Source organism: Arthrobacter sp. 01T425 (assembly GCF_056398725.1).
Window position 1 is genome coordinate 1 of record NZ_JBFTPY010000028.1, and the last position, 19,977, is coordinate 19,977.

Sequence of the window (19,977 nt, forward strand, 5' to 3'; positions counted from 1 at the left end):
AATGTACTGGGCACGTTCGGTGCCTTGTTCCTGAATCAGGGTATCCAGGGACTCCAGCCATTCGGCGGTCTCTTCCGGATCACGATCAGGCAGCTGGTTTGTCAACCCGCTGAGGATATGGGAGGTATCTTCTCCTGCAGCCACGTCCACCTCACTCTTCATCGTTGAATGGTGATCAATATTTTCATTATGTGAAAGAATTTTCTTGCATTTCGAGATTATCGAGAGAGGCTGGGACGCGTCAACATCAGCGGCGCATCACCGCGGCCCGGCAGTCACAATCGGTTGAAAGGTCGGTACACAAAGCAACGCGGGGTCAGATACGGCCCATAAAGCAGCCCGGCATCGGCCGTATCTGACCCCGCGTTGCCTTGGCGGTCAGGCTGAGGTGAGCAGCCTGCCCCACCGCGGGGAGAGCAGCGGGGCGCCGGCCATTTTGAGGCAGTGCCACAGGGTCACGGCCACCGAATCGAGCACGGGAACGCCCATGGCCGCCTCGATTTCCTCCGCGATGTTGGCACCGTAGAGATTGGTGCAGAGGTACACGAGCGCGTCCGGGTTCTGTGCCGCGAGTTCCAGGGATCCGGGCCGCATCTCGGCGTCGGAGACCCGGGCGAATGATTCGTTGTCGCTCAGGCCGAGGAACCGGTGGTCAAGTGTTTTGATCCCGTCCCGTTCGTAGGACGCCACGATCCGTTCGTTGACGTCCTCCGTGTACGGGGTGAACAGCCCGATCCGCTCGGTGCCGAAGGACCGGAAGGCCTCCATGTAGGCCAGTGTGGAGGTGGTGGCGGGAATGCCGGTGGCGTCCTGTATTCCCTTGACGAGTTCGCGGTCGTGATCGGCGCCGAGCCACGATCCTGAAGTGCCGTTCCACGCGATGACGTCGACGTCGGCGGTCGCCAGGATCTCGGCGGCAGCCCGCATTGCCGGGGCATCAAATTGCCGGTCGGAGGAATCGTCGAGGGCGATCCGCGTGACCTGGATCCTGGCGAAGTGGATTGTCACGTCGTCGCGGTCGCCGAGGATCCGGTAGCTTTGCGGCTCGAGGCAGGTGTTGGAGGACGGCACGATCATGCCGATACGGGTGGGGCGGGTTGCGGAAGGCATGGGTGCTCCTAGCGGGCAGCGGGGTAGACAGCGGCGGGGGCGGGGGTGGCGCTGACGGGGGCGGTGGCCGCGGCCGCCTGGTGCTCGCGGAAACCGTTTCGGGCCACAAACTGGCCCACGGGGCCGGGGTCATGGAAGCCGCCGGCGTCCAGCACGACGCGTCCGGCGGACACCACGACGGCGGGCCAGCCGGTGAGCGTCCTGCCGTCGAACGGCGAGAAATCCGTTCCCATGTGCAGGGCAGCGCCGTCAACGGTGAGTTCCTGTGCGGGATCGAAGACGACGAGGTCGGCGTCGTACCCTGCTGCGATCGTTCCCTTGCCCGGCAGGGCGTTGATCCGGGCCGGACCGGCGGCGAACACTTCCACGAAATCCTCCACCCGGGCTGCCCCGCCGGTGGCGTCCATCATGGCGGTGAAGGTGACAGGCATGCGGGTTTCCACTCCCGGCAGGCCGTGCGGCATGGCGCGGATGTCATCGGATCGCTCGCGTTTTTGCGTGAGGTCGTAGCAGGAGTGGTCCGAGGCCACCGTGTGGATGGCTCCGGCGGCAAGCCGGTCCCGCAGCGCGGCGACGGTCTCGGGGCTGCGCATCGGCGGGCAGCAGGCGTACCACTCGGGGAAGGACGTGCCGTAGACGGTGTCGTCCAGGGTGAGGTAGTGCGGGCACGTTTCCGAGAAGGCGTCCATTCCGTGGCTGCGGGCCCCGGCGACGAGGTCTACGGCCCCCGGCGTGGACTGGTGCACAAAGTAGACGGGAGCGTTGGTGTACTCGGCCATCGCCAGGGTCTCCTTGACCGAGATCTCCTCCGCGAGTTCGGGCCGGGTCCGGTGCAGGTGTTCGATGCCGATGCGGCCGTCGTCCGCATGCTGCTGGGTGCAGTCGGCAATGATGGGATCGTGTTCGGCGTGGATGTAGGTAAGGCCGTCGAGCCGGACCATCTCGCGCATGACCTTCAGGATGGTGTCCCCGTCGGCCATGGTGGTGCCCCGGTTCGTGGTGTACATCTTGACCGAACGGACACCTTCGGCGGCGAGCTGTTCGAGCTGCCACGGCACAGTCTCGTCCCACTGGACCACCGAGCCGTGCAGGGCGACGTCGCAGCGGGACTCGCGTGCCAGTTCCTTCTTGTGCAACACCGCGGCCAGCGGGGTCTCGCGGGCGTCGCGGGGGATGCCGAAGTCGATAATGGTGGTGGTGCCGCCCCAGAGGGCAGCGGTGGATGTTGTCCGGTAGTCGTCCAGGGTACGGAACCGTCCGGTTACTTGGGCGACATGGCAGTGGCCGTCCACGCCACCCGGAATCACCAGCTGGCCGGCGGCGTCGATGCTCCTGGCGGCAGCGGGGACCGGCTCAGAAGCGTCCACGAGCTGGACGATCGTCCTGCCGTGCACCACGACGTGCACATTCTGGCGGCCGAAACTGTTGACCACGGTGCCGTTGGCAATGACAAGGTCTGGGGTGTGGGACATCGTTGTCCTCCTTCGAGAAAGAAAATTAGTGGGACGGTGCGGGCAGCCGGGTGGCGTGCTGCGCCGTCGTGAGGGCGGCATCGAGGTTTTTCGAAAGCCCCTTGCGGGCCTTGACCGGTGGCGGCGCGAAGGCGCCGGCCCGGTGCGGACCGGACTGGAGGTTGACTACGGACTGGGCCATCTGGATGCCAGCGGAAATGCCGTCCACCACGGGTACGGGGATCTGGCCTGCAAGCTCGCGGGCAAGTCCGGCGAGCGGCGCGCCGGCGAGGATCACGACGTCGGCCCCGTCCTCGGCGACGGCCTGGCGGCTGAGCGCCAGCAGGGTCTCCTTGAAGTCCTGCTGCACGGAACCGATGCCGTTGAGGCTCTCGTTGATGGAGCGGATCGAGGCCAGCCGGCCGGCGAGCCCGAACCGTTCAACGCAGTCCAGATACCAGGGCCGGATGCGGTCCGAGATGGCGATGATCGAGAACCGGTGCCCCTGCAGGGCGGCGGCGCAAAGTGCCGCCTCGGTAATTCCGATGACGGGGACGTCGGCGAGTTCCTTCAGCGCCGGCATCCCTGGGTCGCCGAATGCGGCGACCACCACGCCGTCGACGCTGGCGCCGTCGCGAGTGTACTCTGCGATGATTTCGGCGACGGCACCGGCGGCGATCAGCGATTCAAAGCGGGTTTCGATGTATTCGACGCCGTGGCCGGCGGTCCGGACTACCAGTTCGGTTCCGGGCGAGGCTGAACGCCGGGCTTCGGATTCGATCAGCGAAGTGACATCGTTGCTGATGTTGGGGTTGATGACAAGGAGTTTCATTACTTCTTCCGATGAAGGTCGGGTTCCGTCCGGCGGAAATTCTCCGGAAACTGTTCCCGGTATTTGTCGATGTGCGACGCCGACTGGGCAGCCGCCCGGTCAGGGTCACCGCTGGCGATCGCGGTGTAGAGCGCCCGATGTTCTTCGATGAGTTCGGGGAGGTCGCTCACATGCCGGAACAGCCAGTGCATCCGGCCCTGGAGGGGTTCGAGCGCCGATTTGAGGAAGCCGTTGTTGGCGATCCGGGTGATGGCATCGTGGAATTCGCTGTTGGCCCGGTGGGCGTCCATAATGGCGCCCTTGGCTAGAGAGAGCTCGGCCACGTCCAACAAGGCTTCCAGCGCACTGAGGTCCTCCGGTGTGGCGCGGGCCGCGGCCAGCCTGCAGGCCAGCACTTCGAGCGACTGGCGGACGTCGAAGAGATCCTCCACGTCTTTGGGGCTGAGCGAGCTGACTTCAGCCCCGCGAGCGCCGCGGTCGCTGACCAGGCCTTCCTGGCGCAGCATTCGCAGCGCCTCGCGGACCGGGAGGCGGGAGACGTTGAATTCGGCGGCGAGGTCGCGCTCCACCAGCCTGGTGCCGGGAACGTAGTGCCCTTCAAAGATCCTGTTGCGGAGGGTGTCCCGGACAGCCTCCCGGAGGGGGCGTTCCTTGTCCTGGGTTTCTTCTGCGGTAAGCATGGTGCTCCATTTCGGGTTCTTTATGGCACTGCGTTCCCGGCTTCGGGAACTGGTGTTTCGTGGCCTAGCTTAGACAGGGAGCCGCTTGTTGTAGTTCAGGGTCAGCACGGATGCGCCCATGATGATCGCGGATCCCACGAAGTACAGCAGCGCCCAGGTGTATGAGCCGGTGGCACCGACGATCAGGCCGACCGCGATCGGGGTGACGAAGCCGGAGATGTTGCCGCTGAAGTTCATCGCGCCGCCCAGGACGCCGGCGTTGGTCCGGCCACCCAGGATCGAGGGGATGCTCCAGAAGAGGCCCACCCAGCGAAGGAAGAACATGACGACGGAGAGCAGGACTACCGCCGTCGTCGGGTCGGCAACGACGGTGACACCGACAAGGCCGCCGATCACTACGACGCTGGAGGTGCCCAGGAGGGTGCGCATGACGCGGTTGGCCGAGGCGCCAGATGCCCGCCATTTGTCGGCGATGGTGCCGCCGAGGATTTCGCCGACGAAACCGGCGCCGAAGATCACGAACGTGGACCAGCCGATGGTCTTCAGGTCAAAGCCCTTGGCCTGGGCCAGGTAGAGCGGGCCCCAGGTGAGCAGGCCGTAGAAGACGCCGTTGAAGCCCAGCCAGCCGAAGCACATGGCCCAGAAGGAACGGAACTTCAGGTAGGGGAGCAGGGCGCGCTTGCCCTTGCTGCCGTCGAGCTCGGCTTCGGCGTCCTCGGCGGCGTGGGAGGCCTCGATGTACTCGGCCTCGGCGTCGTTGACTCCGCGGTGCTGGCGGGGGTTGTCCCGGACGTACCACCAGACGGCGAGGCCCATGAGGACGGTGGCGGCGCCGGCGATGATGAAGGAGCTCCGCCAGCTGCCCGTCGAGGCGATCAGGCCTGCGATGAGGATGCCGCCGAGCCCGGCGCCCAAAGGGGCTCCGGCGTCAAGGATGGTGGCGCCGCGGCCGCGTTCCGATTTGTGCATCCAGATGGCATTCAGTTTTCCGCCGGCCGGCATGACCCCGGCCTCGGTGACGCCGATGCCCAGGCGGGCGATGAACATGCTGACAAAGCCTCCGGCCAGGCCGGAGGCCGCCGTTGCGGCGCCCCAGCCGACGCAGGACGCGGTCATCACCTTGCGGGGGCCGAACTTGTCGATCAGCCAGCCGACCGGGATCTGCATGAGGGCGTAGGTCCAGAAGAAGGCTGAGAGCAGGAGGCCCACGAGCTCCGGGGCCATGTTGAATTCCTTCTGGATGATGGGCAGGGCAACAGAGATGGATCCCCGGTCGATGTAGTTCACGGACACGAGGACCAGCAGGAGTAGGAACATTTTCCATCGGACATTCGTGCGCCGTTGCACGCCGTCCTTGGAGCTTGTGAGGTCATCGGGCTGTACTGCTGTTTCGGTATTTGGAAGAGACACAACTTCTCCTTGATAGAGAGTAAACATGCCGGCAGGTGATGGGGGATTTGTTTGAGGGTCAGGATGCCGGAGCGTGGGGCGTCCTGTGCGCGGGCCGTGTGTCGATCGCAGCGGTTGATAGGGCTGATGTCAGCGCTGACATCAGGTTCGGATCAGGTGCAGAATCTGGGAGGGCGGGGCCCGGCAAGCTTTCTTGTTTTGGGATCCCGATTTGGGATCCCAAAATTCAGATTAGGAGTGACGTGGGCCACTGTCAAGGGTCATGGGCCGGCTGGGCCGGTTCGCCGCGAAAATGTCGTTTGTGACTGGCCCTGGGGGCGGGCTGCGCCGGAACATTGCTGCGCCGGAACATTGCTGCGCCGGAACATGGCTGCGCCGGCCACCAGGCGGGGAGGCCTGTTCCGGGAGCGGTGCCGGGGCCGGTAGGGGTGTGACGTGGTGCTGGCAGCCGGTCTTGGCTGCTCCGGGCTTAGCTGCCCCGGTAGGTGGAGTAGGCGAAGGGGCTCAGCAGAAGCGGGACGTGGTAGTGGGCCTGCGCTTCGGACACCGCAAAGGTCAGTGTGACTTCGGGGAAGAAGGTCTCGGTCCCGGCGGCCGCGTAATAGGCTCCGGTGTCGAAGCCCAGGCGGTAGGTGCCGGAGCCCAGGCTGTCGGGGCCGAGCGACTTGACGCGGCCGTCATCGTCAGTGGCGCCGGCCGCGATCCTGACCCAGCGTTCGCCGTCGAGCATGTCCAAGGTGACTGCGACGCCTGCGGCGGGCTTGCCGGAACCCGTGTCCAGAACGTGGGTAGTGACGTGGGAAGTGCTCATGCGCCTATCAGTCCTTCGAGTCGGAGTACCGCGATTTCGCGCAGCTGATGGCCGATGACCACTTGTTCTTCTTCGGGAGTGTGGGAGAGCCGGGCGTTGAGGGCGGCCAGGATCTCCTCGCGGCTCCGGCCGGCCGCGCGGATCAGGAAGACCTGGCCGAATTTCTCTTCATAGCTCCGGTTCCCTGCGGCGATGGCTGCGGCGACGGCCGGATCCGGAGCGCCCAGGCTCGCCTGCTCCGATTGGGAGAGCCGGGCCTCCGCGCTGTCTCCTGCGGCCCGTTCGCCGATGCGGGGATGGTGGGCCAGCGCGGCTTCCACCTCCGCCTCGGTGAACGGTTCCGCCGCACGGCCGGCGGTTTGGAGGAGGATTTCCGTACTGTCGAAGGGCCTCGAGCCGACGATCTCCTCAATCCATCGCTCGATGTCCAGGCAGGGGCGCAGGGCGGCGGCGGCCTCCGCGCGTCCGGCGGCATTAAAGTCGTCCAACAGCATGTGCCAGATCCTTTGTGTCAATGCTGGCATCCACGGTGTAGGGCTATACGGACAAAATATTCGTATCGTGGAACTGTTATTTCAGCATATGCAAAAGATTGAACCGTACCCGTCTGGGCTGTGTCAACCAGGGGCGGGTCCGCGACAGCCCCGGCTAGCTCGCCAGAAACCGCAGCAGAACCTCGTTGATCTCCGCGGCGTGGGTCCACAGCATGCCGTGCGGGGCGCCGTCGATCTCCACGTACTCGGCACTCGGCAGCGCCTTGGCGAATTGGCGGCCGGCGACGTCGATCGGCAGGATGTTGTCCGCCGTGCCGTGCACAATGAGGGCCGGGACATCGATCTTGGGGATGTCGGCTCGGAAGTCCGTGAGCCAGGTTGGCTGCGCCGCCGACGACGCCGTGGGCCCACCCCCGGTGGCGAGGTTCCAGCCCGCGTTCAGGACCTCCTGGCTGAGCCGGGGAGTGCCCAGGAAAGTGTCGCTGTTGTAGAAGTTCTTGAAGAATTCGGTGAAGAAGGCGTACCGGTCCGCCGTCACGGCCTCCATCAGCCCGTCGAATACCGACTGCGGGACGCCTCCCGGGTTGTCGTCGGCCTGCAGCACGTACGGCTCCAGCGAGGCCAGGAACACAGCTTTCGAGACCCGGGCGGACCCGTAGGTTCCGAGGTAGCGGCCCACTTCGCCGGTGCCCATGGAGAAGCCCACCAGCACGGCGTCGTTCAGGTCCAGCGTGGTCAGGAGGGTGTCGAGGTCCGCCGCGAACGTGTCGTAGTCGTAGCCCTCGGTGGGTTTGCTGGACTGTCCGAAGCCGCGCCGGTCGTAGGTGATCACACGGTAGCCCGCGCCGAGCAGCGCCGCGGTCTGCTTTTCCCACGACGAGCCGTCCAGCGGGTAGCCATGGATAAGGACCACGGCCTGGCCGGATCCGTGGTCCTCGTAGTAGAGCTCAACGTCTGTGCTGTTTTCGGTCCCAACCTTGATGTAAGCCATGCCAGCGGTCCTCCCGGTTCGGCGCAATGCGCGGTGGTTCGGTGGTTCGGTGTGGGGCGGTTCGATGTGGGGCGGTTTCGATCTGGTGTGCAGTCAGTACGTGGGCTCCACTTTAGCGGCCGGAACCCCCGCCGCCAGGGCCTGTTCACCATCCGGAATGAGGAAGTCCTCCGCCAGGTCGGCCCACTGCGGCCGGAAGGAATACAGGCAGCCGAGCCGCAGGCGGGTCGCGGCGGCGTAAGCGTCGAAGCGTGCCGGGGTGACATGCAGTTCCTCGGCCGTGGCGATGACGTGGCGGCGGGCGGTTTGGTACCTTTCGGCGGTCAGGCGGTGTTGGTGCAGGCGCAGCTGAAGGTGCACGGCGATGTTGCCGAGGTCGGCGGCGGCCTCGGCGCGGCAGGCTTCATCGAAGTCCAGCAGACCCAGGGGAGCGCCGGGATCCAGGGTGAAGATCTGCTTGTCGTGAAGGTCCCCGTGCGACCACACCAGCGGATCCGGATCGGTCCGGAGCAGCTTTTGGGCGGCCTGCCCCGCGGCCCCGCGGACGGCCGCGCGCTCCGCTTGCGCCGCCGGAATGTCCCCGGCGTGCACCAGCCACAGGTGCACCGTGTGTTGCAGTCTCGCCAGTTCGACGGCGGCCGTCCGGACAGGGAGCGCCTCGAGAGTGGGGCGGTGCGCGGGCGCCAAGGCCAGGGAATGCTGCCGGACCCAGGCCCGGGACCATTTTTGCCAGGCATTTTCAAAGACCACATCGCTGACCGCGGGGTCGATTCCCAGCTCGAACAGGGAACGGCCGGGCAGCGTCATAAGGGTGAGGCAGCCAGGGGTGGAGGAAACAATTTCCGGTGTGAGGAAGTCCCCTGCGCCGAGGAGCTCGTTCATCCGTTCGTGCCTGCCCACCGCTTCGTCGGACTGGCGGGCCCGGAAGAGCTTGAGGTGGTGCTCCCCGGCTCTGACCACGGCACGCTTATAGGCCCGGTGCACCACCACCACCCCCAGCGGCGACGCGCGCTTCAGGGCGGGCAGACGCCGGTCGCGGCCGTCCCGCAGGAGCTCCAGCTGGCCCGCCCGGAGGTGGGCTGCCCGGACCCCTGCCCGGCCGGGAACCCCCAACTCCAGGACATAGTCCTCCGCGGAGTCGTCGGGCCAGGAGCGGATGACCTGCCATTCGGTGTTGTCAGCATCCAGGATGGCGGCCGGGACGGGCGGGTGCCAGCCCATGGGGATCAGCTCCGGGATCCGAGGGGCCGGCTGCTGGCCAGGACGGTGGATCCGAAGGACTGACGATGCCTAACCCGGTCCTCGAGAACGCGGGTCGCCAGCGATGAGCCCGAAGGGAGCGAAGAACAGGCCAGTCGCAGCCAGCGTGCGTCCGAGTAGGCATCGAACCGATCCGGGCTGACCTGCAATTGCTCGGCCACGGCCAGCACCTTTGTGTGGGCCTTAAGGTATCGCGCCGGCGTCAGGTTACTGCGCCACATGCGCCGCTCCAGATGGAAATCCAGGTAGGCGAGGTCGCGGGCGGCCTCGGCCCGGGCAGTATCGTCGAAGTCCAGCAGCCCGAACGGGGACCGGCCGTCGCCAGCGATGATCTGCCGGTCATGCAGGTCTCCGTGGGCCCATACCAGCGCGTCCGGTACCGAGCCGAGCAGGTTCGCCGTGACGTAATCTGCCATGGCGATCAAGGTGCCGCGTTGGGTGGACAATTCCGGAACATTCTCTGTGTGGCGCAGCCATAGTTTCAACCAACGGGCCACGCCCCTCGCTTCCACCTCCGGTGAATGGACCGGCAGGGCGCCCAGAACGGTTTGTCTGCTGACGTCAGACGCCGCGCTCAGCTGGGCGAGCCAGGCGCTGGACCATTCTTCCCATGCGCCGGCAAACTCCTTGTCGCCGATCGTGACGTAGTCCTCGCCGATTTCGCCGAGCGTCGGTCCGGAGAGGGCGCTCAAAACGAGGGTGTCCGGGGAGCTCTGAAGCACCTCGGGCGCCGTAAAGGCGCCGGCGTCCAGCAGGAGGTCCATCTGGGCGTACCGTTCGGCCGGGACCGCGGCCCTGCCGGGCCGGAAGACCTTGATGTAGCATCCCTCCGCCCGGATGATCGCCCGCGTGTAGGGCCAGTGGGAAATGATTTCCCCGCGCTGTCTTTCGGTCCGAAGGGCCGGCAGTTCGGGATCGTCCTCCGGCAGGATCTCAAAGTGGCCATGGCTCAGATGTGCTCCCCGAACGCCGGGCCGTTCCGCAGTCACGACCTCAAGCAGATATTCTCCGGGTTCTTTATCGGGCCACGCGTTGTGAACGCGCCACGCCGTGCCGGCGTCGTCGGTGTATTTCCAAAGCGGCGGGTGCCAGCTCATGCGATCAACTCCAGGGCCCGGCGGATATGCCAGCTCGTGTCGGCCGGCCAGTCGCTGGCCCGGTTCCTGAACGGGTCGACGCTGTTCAGGAACAACCGGAAGGCCGCCCAGCTATCCACCCCGGCCTGCGTCACGTGCCCGCCGGCGTCGCGGTAACCGGCGATCAGCTGGGCCGTCTTGCGGCCGCCGGCGACGGGCCCGACGCCGGCGGGGTCTGCGATGTCCTCCACCGCGGCAAAGGACCCAAGGTCCCTCGCCGGGTCGGAGGTTGTCACGCGGTCGAAATCGATGATGCGGATGGCCGGGCCGTCCACCAGTACTTGGTCCGCCGAAAAGTCACCATGGACCATCACCGGCTGTTGCCTTCGGGGGCCGGCGGCGCCGACAGCTGCCAGGAGCCGGCCGGTGAGCGCGTCCACCGGAGCCTCGAGCCCGGGGAGCAGGCAGGTGATCATGGACCGCGTGGCCATGAGCTGGCGTACAAGGTCCTCCATGTCCGCCATCGGGTCCGCTCCGGCGCCCGCGTTCATTCCATGGATCGCCGCCAGGGCTTGGCCGGCCCGGTAGGCGGCCGGATCGTTGTCGACGCCGCCCAGGTCTCCGTGGCCCCAGTCCGGGGAGGCGCTGATGCCGTGCGCGGCGCATTCCGGGTCGGCGAGTTCGGGCAGGACCGGGATGCCGTGGCTCTGAAGCTGCTGCCGCAGGCGGAGGCCTTCGGCAGCTTCGTCAGCTTGGACGGCGGTCTTGACGACGACGGGCAGTGTCGCCGATGGGATCCTGACAACGAGCCTGCGCTCCGGGTTGTATCTCAGCACGCTGACCGGGGGGTCCAGGAAGCGCCCTGCCGCGGGGAGCGCTCCGAGCCGTCCGAGTCCGTGGTCCCGGAGCCACCGCAGGTTGGGGCGCAGCGGCCAGTCCTCTTCGATGGGGCCGACAGCCACGACGACGTCACCGTGCGGACGGTCGGGCTGGACAAGCCGGATGCCGCCGTCGCGCTTTTGCGAGCTGTCTGCCCGCTGCTGCAGTTTCCCGACGTGCTCCGGTGTTGTGGTCAATGCCCAGCCGTAGCTGCCGGCGCCGCTGGGATAACTGCCGTTGCCGTAGCTGCCGTTGCCGGTCCGGCGGAAGGCGACGAGGGCGGAGGTGTGCGGTTTGTAGCGGGTCCTGATGATCCGGACACTTTCGCCCAGTAGCTCGGAGAGCAGCTCGTCGTCGAGCACCCAGTTCAGGGCCGGGATCCGGGGGTCACGGGCCGCCAGGGCACGGTCAGCGTCGCGCCGCTGCGCCTGCAGCCACTGTTCCTGCAGTCTTTGTCCCTGCGGGGTGCTCATGTCGGCACCTTGAACAGTTCACCCGGCTCGGGGGTCTGCTGCCTGTGGACCCAGCCGGCAAAGCGGGAATCCGGATCGGCCAGCAATGACTGCGGCGGCCCGTCTTCCAGGATTTGGCCGTCTTCGAGCCAGATCACCCGGTCGCACGATTGGGCCGAGTTGACGTCGTGGGTGATCGTGATGGAGGTCCGGCCCTCGGTGAGTGTGTCCAGGGCGCTGAGGACCGAATCCCGGGATGCCGGATCGAGCCCGGCGGTCGCCTCGTCCAGGATCACGATCGGGGCCTTGCGGAGCATGGCACGGGCGACGGCCAGCCGTTGACGCTGGCCCCCGGAAAGATTGTTGGCCGCCTCGCCAAGGACGGTTTCGTAGCCCTGGGGCAGCGCGCGGATGAAACCGTCGGCCTGTGCGAGGGCCGCCACGGCTTCGATCTCCTCATCGGTGGCATCGAGGCGGCCGAACCTGATGTTCTCCCGGACGGAAGTTCCGAACAGCACGGAGTCCTGGAGCAGGATGGAGACGTGGGCGCGGACGGAAGCGATCTTGAGGTCCCGTAGGTCCTCGCCGCCGAGGCTGACACTCCCCTTCCACGGGTCCACCATCCGGAGGATCATGCTTGCCAGCGTGGACTTTCCGGCCCCGGAGGGCCCCAGCACGGCGCAGTGCTGACCTGCCGGTATGGTCAGGGTGATTCCCTTGAGCACCGCGGTTTCCTCGAAGTGGCCGGCCCAGACGTCCTCGAACACAATGTCCGGGTGCGGGTTCCTGAGGGCGACGGCGTGCGGTGACTCGGGCACGTCACTCTGGGCCTCAAGCAGGTCCGCAACCCGTTCCCCGGAGGCCGTCGCGCGGGCGATGCGGCTCGTGTACCTGGCCACATCCTTGAGTGGCCTCAGCCCGGTTTTCAGGTAGGTCAGGAAGACGACCAGATCACCCGGGGTCATCACGTGCTGCATCACCCTCCATCCGCCGGCGGCCAGGACCACCGCCGTCGCGATTCCCGTCAGGACGTCGGTCTTCCGTTGCAGGCTGGCGGCCAGCCGCAGCGTGACCACGCCGGAGCCAAGTGCCGACTGGTTGCTCTTGCTGAAGCCCGAGCTGAGGGTGTCTTCGAGTCCATACGCCTGGACTTCGCGCATTGCGCTCAACGTCTGGGCGGCGGTGGTGGCCAGGGCGCTTTCACCCTTGCGTGACTTGCGGGCCGCCGTAGTAATCGATCCCGAGTTCTTGCGGGACACCAACACGAATATCCCGATGGACACGAAAGTCACCAGTGCGATCAAAGGATCGAGCCAGAGCATGATGATCATCATTGCTACCAGCGACACGAAATTGCCGATGAGGGGGAGCCCCGCCGTGACGGCCACATCCTGCAGCCGGGACACGTCTCCGACGAGCCGCTGGACAGTGTCGCCGGTGGAGGCGCGGCTGTGGTGGCGCATCGACAGGCCCTGGAGGTGGCGGAAGGTTCGGGCGCGCAATTCGGAGGAAATCCGGGTACCCACCAGGGCAAACGAAATCGCGGACACGTAGCCGGCCACGGCCCGGATCAGGCAGATGACAACCACCGCACCGGCACAGAGGAGCAACACCTCCGCGCTCGCCTCCACGCTGAGCGGGGACCTGCGCAGAGTGGCGCCGAGTGAGTGTGAGACGGAGTCCAGGACGATTTTCACCGGCCACGGCTCAAGAAGCCGGAAGAGGATTTCCACGGCCATGGCAATGAATCCCCAAGTGATGAGCAGCCTGTGCCCGCGCAAATGCGGGCGGACGCACCGCAAGGTCCGCCGCAGCGGTGAGAGTTCAGCCGGTGCGCTGATGCGGGTCCGTCGCCACAAGGTCCGCCAGCTGCGGGGGTGCGAATGCCTGGCAGCGGTGGTCATTGCCTGGCCAGTCTGCGTGCAGGCGGCAGTGCCTCGGTGATCCGGGACAGCACCCCGCTCCAGCTGAACCGCTGCACGGCGTCGTTGCGGGCCTCGAGCCCCAGCCTTTCCCGCAAATTCGGGTCTTGGCCGAGCCGGAGGAGGGCGTCCGCGAGCGCGGCGGGGTCCCCGGGCGGGACGAGGATCCCGGTGCGGCCGTCCTGGATGATGGACGGGATCTGGCCCACGGCGCTCGCGATCACAGGCAACCCGGCCGCCATGTACTCAAAAACCTTCAGCGGCGAGAAGTAATCGTCCTGGCCAGGTCCGTCCGGGGGATAGGGTGCGGCGGCGGCGTCGAATTCTGCCAGGAGGCCGGGCACCGCAGCCGGCGGAACGGCGCCGGTGAACACCGTCGGCACGCCGAGGGATTCGGCGAGGCGTTCGAGGTCCTGCCGGCCGGGGCCGTCACCCACCACATGGAGCTGCCAGCGCAGGCCCGGGTCGGCGGTCTGCTGGTTGGCCAGGGCGACACCGTGCAGCAGGCCGGGGACACCGTGCCAGGGCTTCAAGGTTCCGACGAACCCGACGGTGAGGTGGTCCGGATTCCGGCGGCCGGGGCGGCGGGCCGTGATCCGTTCGACGTTCACTCCGTTCGGCGCCAGCACGGTCCTGGCGGTCGGCACCCGCGCCCGCACCCAGCGGACCACGGGATCCGAGACGCAGGCCACGACGTCGGCCGTCGCGGCGTTGCGGCGGAAGACCGTCTCAGCCTTCTTCACGTCGAGCAGCTGGCGGTACCGCTGCTGCTCCTCGATCAGCGGCGCATTGACCTCCAGCACGGACGGCACGTCCAGGATGCGGGCCACCACGGACAGCGCCGGGCTGAACAGCGAATAGCGCTCGTAGAACAGCCCGCAGCCGTTGCGCAGGACCTCGTCCGCCAGGCCCAGCGCGGCGTCCTGGACCGCCCGTTCCCGCGCGGAGGCGGGGACGGATTCCGGCTTGACTTCGACGACGTCGAGATCGGCAAGATCGCTGGGCCGCTCGGTGCCGAGCAGGGTGCAGTAGACGGTGACGGCGGCGCCGGTGCCGCGCCACGCCCGGACGATTTCCTGGACATGGACGGAGGAGCCCTTGGTGCCGAAGACAGGAACGCCGGGGTCGGCGCAGAGATAGGCCACGCGGGTCATGCGACTCTCCTTTCAGAACGGGAGAGGGACCTCAGGAGCTCGGCCTGGCGGTGGACGTCGTAGTCCTCCTCGATCAGGGCGCGGGCGTTGCGGGACATGGCAAGCCTGTCCGTGGCCGGGGAGCCGAGCTGGCAGATGCCGCGGGCCAGGGCGTGCGGGTTGCCCGGCCGGACCAGGACCCCGGTGGAGCCATTCCGGACTACTTCGGGGATCCCGGTGACGGACGTGCTGACGCAGGGGACGCCCGTGGCCATGGCCTCGAGCAGGACCGTGGGCATGCCGTCCGCGTTGCCGTCGGCGCCGACGACGCAGGGCGCCACGAAGACATCGGAGGAGTGGAGCAGCTCGTGGACCTGGTCCTGGGTCTGCGGGCCGAGCAGGCGGACATGGGCGCCGAGTCGGAGCTGGCCGATGCCGGCCTCCAGTTCCTCGGCCATGAGCCCGGTCCCGGCGATCCGGAGGTCCAGTTTGACCCCCTGGTCCAGCAGCTCGGCGGCCGCGGGCAACAGATACTGGAAGCCTTTTTTCTCCACCAGGCGCCCGACGGCGGCGATCCGGAGGGTGGCTTCGAGCGTCCGGGGCTCCCGGTACGGGAAGCGCTCCAGCTCCAGGCCGTTGCGCACCAGATGGAGCCGGGCCGTCGAGGACGGGAAGCGGCGGCGCAGGTAGCGCATGTTGTACTGGCTGATGGTCACGGCGTGGTGGGCCTGCTCGAGCTTGAGCCGCAGGTCCTCGTCCTGGACCGATTCATGGAAGATGTCCACCGCGTGCGCGGTGAACGAGAACGGGATGCCGGTGATGAGGGACGTCAGCCGGGCCACGGTGGTTGATCCCGAGGCGAAGTGGACGTGCATGTGCCGGATGTTGCGGTCCTGCAGCGCGGTGGCCAGATTGATGGCCTGCACGGCGTCGTCTGCCGAGGCGGCGGCGAGTTCGCCCAAATTCCGGCCGACGGCGGCTGTGAGCCCGGCCGCGTCGGCCATCCGGAGGCTCTCCCACAGGGCCACAGTCTTGATGGGGCGGTCAATGTACGTCACCGGTGCCTGGACCCGGGCGAGCTCGGGGTGGAACCGGGGGTCGTCGGTGGGACGGAGCGAGAAGATTTCGATCCGGTCCCCGGCGGCCTCGCGGGCCAGGATCTCCGAAACGATGAACGTTTCGGAGAACCGCGGGTACATCTTCAGGACGTACGCCGTCCCGGGTTCAAACGGCGACACGGCTGGCACCTTTCACGCTCGCTGCGGCCTCGCTTTCGTCCGCGCTGAATTGTTCGGCACTGGCCCGTTCGGCGGCGACCTGATCGGCACCGTCCCGGTCCGCTTGGGCCAGCTCGGTAGTGGCCAGCGGCCGCAGCAGCTCGGCGGCTAGCTGCGGAACCCGGATCAGGCCGTCCAGCACCGCACGACGGCGGTCCACGGTGGTGCCGATCCGGGCGGCCAGCCAGGCCGCCAGGATCTCCGGCGTCAGCGTGCCAATCTCGTGTTGCTCCAGGTACCCGGCCGCGGCGAGGGACTCGGCCCGGATCCGCTGCTCGGCGCGCGACTGCGTGCGGGGCACGATCAGGGCCGGGACAGGGGTGCTCATGATTTCGCACACCGTGTTGTAGCCGCCCATGGCCACGACGGCGCCGGCGTGCCGGATGTGGAACACGATGTCATCGACTGCGACGACCACTTTGACGCCGGGGCGGGCCCGCTGCCGGAGGTCATTGAGCTGCTCGGCGGGCATCTGGGGCCCGGCGACCACGAGGTGTCCCAGCCCGTCCGGGACCGGCGTGGCGACGGCGACGCGGGCCAGGGCATAGCCGTCCGAGCCGCCACCGACCGTCGTCATGCAGTACCGCCCGGGCATGCAGCTGGTGCCGGAGGCCGGAGGGCGCCCCACGGCGAGGTAGCCCGTGTACCGGATGAGCTTTCGGAGGGCGAACGGTATTTCGCCGGCGGCTACGGGATCGTGGACGGCGGGATCGCCGTAGACCCAGATGGCATCGAACAGGTCCTTCACCACGCGGGGACCGCCCACCCTGGCCCATTCGGCGAGGGCGGCGGCGGGCGAGTCGAGGACCTCGCGGAGGCCCAGCACCACGCGCACGGGCCCGGCGGTGCGGGCGTGGCGCAAGGCTGTTTCGAGTTCGCCATGAACGCCCGTGGCGTGCCGGTCCACCACCACGAGGTGGGGGGAAAAGCCGGCCAGCGTTGCCTGCAGCAGCCTTGCCCGCAATGGCACGAGCTCCCCCATGGGCAAGGTCAGGTTCCGCGGCAGGTAGCCCGCGGAACCCTTCGCCACACCGGGAAGGAGCACCCAGTCCCACCCCTCGGGCAACCCGAACGCCGGTGCGAGGGCGGTGCCGGTGATGAGGATTCCGGTGACCGGGCGGCCGATCAGCCCGGGAAGCTGATTGTTCAGCGCATGGGCCAGTGCCAGATTCCGACGCACATGTCCCAGGCCCACTGAATCATGTGAGTACAGCACTATCCGCAGTGGCTCCACAACAATCCTCCCCCGCCCCCGGTGCCCCCGGACAAGGCCGCGATCACGACTGTGTCCGGGCAGGTGCTGTCTGATGTTAAGCATCAGCGTGCGCCCCGAGAGTGAGGGTGGGATGAGGGGAAGATTAAGGATTCCTCATCCAAGGGCCCGCTTTTGCGGCGCCGCGCTTAGGCACGGGCACCAGCGGGTGCGGGCCAGAGGGGAGATGGGGCCAGATGGCGGGTGCGGGCCAGACGGCGGGGCAGGTCAGACGCGGACGCCGGAGGACTGCAGGGGGATCCGGATCAGGAACGTGGCCCCGTGGCCGTATTCGGATTCCACCGTGGCCACGCCCCCGTGTGCCTGGGCGATGGCCGCGACAATGGCAAGGCCCAGTCCCGAGCCCTCCACGCCGCGGCCCGTGTGCGCCCGGCCGAACCGCTCGAAGATCCGTTGCTGGTCCTCGGCGGCGATGCCGATCCCGTCATCGCGCACCCACAGCACGAGGGTGTCCTGCGGGGGCAGCGAGGTGCCGTCGTTCGCCGTCGGGCGCTCAATCCGGGAGCCGAGCGCGATTGTGGAGGACGGCCCGGTGTACTTGACGGCGTTCGCGGCGAGCTGGACCAGTGCCTGGGTGAGGCGCTGCGGATCCGCCTCCACCACGTAGTCAGCTCTTTCATCGATCTGCCAGTGCCGGTCGGCCAGGACGTGCACCTTCTCCATGACCTGATCCAGGAGCTCCGGGACCCGGACGGGTTCACGCTGGATGAAGCCGATCTCGCCGGAGTTGGCGAGCAGCAGGAGGTCGTCCACCAGGCGCTGCATCCGGTCCACCTCGTCCAGCAGCACGTCCCTGGTGGCAATGACATCGTCCGGATCATCGACCGTCACGAGCTCGAGGTGCCCGCGGAGAATGGTCAGCGGGGTCCGCAGCTCATGGCCGGCGTCGTCCAGGAACTGCTGCTGTTGCTGGGCGCCCTCATCGAGTCTTTCCAGCATGGTGTTGAAGGTCTTGGCAAGCAGGGTGACGTCGTCCTCGCCCTTGCGCACCGTCACCCTTTGCGTGAGGTCCTCCGGGCCCACCGCCCGGGACGTCTCGCGCATACGGCGGAGCGGATCGAGCAGCCGGCCCGCAACCACGCTGCCGATCACCGCTGCAGCCAGAAGCATGCCGAGGGCCACCAGCGAATACGTCCGCACCGAGCTGGCGTTGTGCTCGCGTTGATCGCCGGCGTCCCGGCCGACCAGGAAGAATGTCCCGGGGGCGCCCTTCATGGGCACCACCACTGTCCTGAGTGGACGGCCGTCCGAGTTCAGCTCGCCGAAGGACGCGCCGGCAGGGTTGCTGAGCTGGGCAGCATCGGCCAACATGCTGTTGTTCAGGAGGTTGCTGTCCCCGTTGCCTTCAACGGTCCATGCCACATGCCCATCCACTATCCCTGCCATGACCTCGTTGCTGCGCGGCTCGATATCCTCCGCGGCCTCGTGAAGGGCGCTGACGTACGTCCTGTTGGCGTAGTCACCGGACGTTTTCTTCTTTGTCTGGACGACCTTGACCACGGCATTCGCCTTGTCGAGAACCGCCTGGTCGGTCCTGGCATCAGAGTCCTGGAACTGGACCACGAACGTGACCATCCCGGCTGTGACCACCCCGGCGAGCATCATGCCCAGCATGGCGGCCACCACCCGGAAACGCACCGAGTGGATCTTTGCGCCCCAGCCGGACGGGTCCTGGGTTTCCGCCTCAGGGAAGGCAACCGCCGGCGCGGCCTGGCCGTCTTCACTGGGATGTTCATCCAAGGTGGCCACTCTGTTCCCTTCCTGCGCGGATCAGCTTGCTATGCCTAGCTGAGGCGGTACCCGGCGCCGCGGGTGGTGAGGATCCGGTCCGCGCCGAGTTTCATCCGCAACTGGCGCACGTACACATCCACCACGTTGGACGTGCCGTCGAAGTCGTAGCCCCAGACATGGCTGAGCAGTTGCTGCCGGCTCAGGACCTGCCCGGGGTGGAGCAGGAACATTTCCACCAACGCGAATTCGCGGGCAGAGAGTTCCACCATCCTGCCGTCGACGCTGACCGAGTGGGTGAGCAGGTTCAGCTCCAAGTGCCCGTAGCGCATGACGCTTCCCGCCAGCACATCGCCGGTGTCCGACTTGCGGATCCGGGCCTTGATGCGGGCCACGAGTTCCTCGAAGTGGAAAGGCTTGACGATGTAGTCGTCGGCGCCGCCCTCCAGCGCTGCGACGGTGTCGCTGGATGATCCGCGGGCCGTGAGGAAGATGACCGGGATGCCCACCTGGCCGCGGCGCAGCGCCGCGAGGACGGCGTACCCGTCCAGGCGGGGGAGTCCGATGTCCAGGAGCAGGAGATCGAATTCGCCGCTGGAGGCGTAGTCCACGGCCGTGACGCCGTCGGCGACCACCGTGGGCACGTAGCCGGCCGCGCGCAGGCCCTTTTCGATGAAGCGGGAGATGCGTTCTTCGTCTTCTGCAATGAGGATGCGGGTCAAGGTGACTCCCTGGACAGCCCGGCTCCGGAAGGCCCCCTAGCCGCGCATCTGCACGGTCCTCTTCGCGGGATCCTAGGCCTGCTCCAATACTGCGGCGTCTCCTACATGTGACTGGGAGGAATTCCGGGGCCCCAGCAGCCTCGATCAGCCCGGAGTGCGGGCCGCACCCGTGCCCCGTTGTGTGGGGCCGGCGGTTGAGCTGGTGCGGACCCGTCAGGGCGGCGCGGCGGCCCGTGCGGGACCGCGCGCTGGACAAGAGGCCCCTGCGTCGGGGCGACTGAACGTTCTTGATTCAGAAGGAATGGACATCTGGTGCTCCTCCAGAGGACGGCCCCACGGCGTGGGGTTCCATCGGGCAGCTGCGGCTGAGACTATTCCCGCTTCTTTCATCCTGCCCCCGTAATGGAGCCTGCGCCACCTCTGATCGGTTGATTTTCAGCCTGTTAACAGCTCACTCGCAGGAGCAGGCCCCTGCC

Annotated in this window: 17 protein-coding genes; all 17 read right to left on the reverse strand. The window is 67.2% G+C overall.

Annotation, left to right across the window (positions count from 1 at the left end; translation table 11 throughout):
• Positions 1–378: 378 nt before the first annotated feature.
• Positions 379–1,110, reverse strand: a complete 732-nt coding sequence (locus AC1DNG_RS20545; protein WP_476888158.1) for a maleate cis-trans isomerase family protein — start codon at positions 1,108–1,110, stop codon at positions 379–381.
• Between the two features lie 8 nt (positions 1,111–1,118).
• Entirely contained in the window at positions 1,119–2,582 is a 1,464-nt protein-coding gene (locus tag AC1DNG_RS20550) for an amidohydrolase family protein (protein WP_476888159.1), read from the reverse strand.
• A gap of 25 nt (positions 2,583–2,607) precedes the next feature.
• Positions 2,608–3,393 (reverse strand): aspartate/glutamate racemase family protein, encoded by a 786-nt coding sequence (locus AC1DNG_RS20555; protein WP_230009168.1) that lies wholly within the window; start codon positions 3,391–3,393, stop codon positions 2,608–2,610.
• Complete coding sequence (locus tag AC1DNG_RS20560) at positions 3,393–4,073, reverse strand: GntR family transcriptional regulator (RefSeq protein ID WP_476858188.1); 681 nt, start codon at positions 4,071–4,073, stop codon at positions 3,393–3,395. Before AC1DNG_RS20560 ends, AC1DNG_RS20555 begins: the two co-directional genes overlap by 1 nt.
• A 69-nt stretch (positions 4,074–4,142) precedes the next feature.
• Positions 4,143–5,483, reverse strand: coding sequence for an MFS transporter (locus AC1DNG_RS20565; RefSeq protein ID WP_476858189.1), 1,341 nt, complete (start codon positions 5,481–5,483; stop codon positions 4,143–4,145).
• Positions 5,484–5,952: 469 nt separating this feature from the next.
• The gene (gene uraH, locus AC1DNG_RS20570) at positions 5,953–6,294 is read right to left on the reverse strand and encodes a hydroxyisourate hydrolase (protein WP_230010411.1); all 342 of its coding nucleotides are present in this window, start codon (positions 6,292–6,294) and stop codon (positions 5,953–5,955) included.
• Positions 6,291–6,788: a 2-oxo-4-hydroxy-4-carboxy-5-ureidoimidazoline decarboxylase gene (uraD, locus tag AC1DNG_RS20575; RefSeq protein ID WP_476888160.1), complete on the reverse strand. Its 498-nt coding sequence runs from the start codon at positions 6,786–6,788 to the stop codon at positions 6,291–6,293. The genes uraH and uraD overlap by 4 nt, the downstream gene beginning before the upstream one ends.
• A 154-nt stretch (positions 6,789–6,942) precedes the next feature.
• On the reverse strand, positions 6,943–7,779 hold the full coding sequence (locus tag AC1DNG_RS20580; protein WP_476888161.1) for an alpha/beta fold hydrolase: 837 nt from the start codon (positions 7,777–7,779) through the stop codon (positions 6,943–6,945).
• A 93-nt stretch (positions 7,780–7,872) separates the two neighbouring features.
• Positions 7,873–9,000 carry a phosphotransferase gene (locus tag AC1DNG_RS20585; RefSeq protein WP_476888162.1) on the reverse strand — a complete coding sequence of 376 codons (1,128 nt, stop codon included), beginning with the start codon at positions 8,998–9,000 and terminating at the stop codon, positions 7,873–7,875.
• A 5-nt stretch (positions 9,001–9,005) separates the two neighbouring features.
• The gene (locus tag AC1DNG_RS20590; RefSeq protein ID WP_476888163.1) at positions 9,006–10,136 is read right to left on the reverse strand and encodes a phosphotransferase; all 1,131 of its coding nucleotides are present in this window, start codon (positions 10,134–10,136) and stop codon (positions 9,006–9,008) included.
• Positions 10,133–11,467 carry a phosphotransferase family protein gene (locus AC1DNG_RS20595; protein WP_476888164.1) on the reverse strand — a complete coding sequence of 445 codons (1,335 nt, stop codon included), beginning with the start codon at positions 11,465–11,467 and terminating at the stop codon, positions 10,133–10,135. Before AC1DNG_RS20595 ends, AC1DNG_RS20590 begins: the two co-directional genes overlap by 4 nt.
• A complete protein-coding gene (locus tag AC1DNG_RS20600; protein ID WP_476888165.1) occupies positions 11,464–13,350 on the reverse strand; it encodes an ABC transporter ATP-binding protein in 1,887 nt (628 codons plus the stop codon). The genes AC1DNG_RS20595 and AC1DNG_RS20600 overlap by 4 nt, the downstream gene beginning before the upstream one ends.
• On the reverse strand, positions 13,347–14,522 hold the full coding sequence (locus tag AC1DNG_RS20605) for a glycosyltransferase (protein ID WP_476888166.1): 1,176 nt from the start codon (positions 14,520–14,522) through the stop codon (positions 13,347–13,349). Before AC1DNG_RS20605 ends, AC1DNG_RS20600 begins: the two co-directional genes overlap by 4 nt.
• On the reverse strand, positions 14,519–15,739 hold the full coding sequence (locus AC1DNG_RS20610) for a glycosyltransferase (RefSeq protein WP_476888167.1): 1,221 nt from the start codon (positions 15,737–15,739) through the stop codon (positions 14,519–14,521). The genes AC1DNG_RS20605 and AC1DNG_RS20610 overlap by 4 nt, the downstream gene beginning before the upstream one ends.
• Positions 15,726–16,958 carry a glycosyltransferase family protein gene (locus AC1DNG_RS20615; protein ID WP_476888168.1) on the reverse strand — a complete coding sequence of 411 codons (1,233 nt, stop codon included), beginning with the start codon at positions 16,956–16,958 and terminating at the stop codon, positions 15,726–15,728. Before AC1DNG_RS20615 ends, AC1DNG_RS20610 begins: the two co-directional genes overlap by 14 nt.
• 300 nt (positions 16,959–17,258) lie before the next feature.
• A complete protein-coding gene (locus AC1DNG_RS20620; RefSeq protein WP_476874387.1) occupies positions 17,259–18,791 on the reverse strand; it encodes a sensor histidine kinase in 1,533 nt (510 codons plus the stop codon).
• A 44-nt stretch (positions 18,792–18,835) separates the two neighbouring features.
• Positions 18,836–19,501, reverse strand: a complete 666-nt coding sequence (locus AC1DNG_RS20625; RefSeq protein ID WP_223913445.1) for a response regulator transcription factor — start codon at positions 19,499–19,501, stop codon at positions 18,836–18,838.
• Between the last annotated feature and the right edge of the window lie 476 nt (positions 19,502–19,977).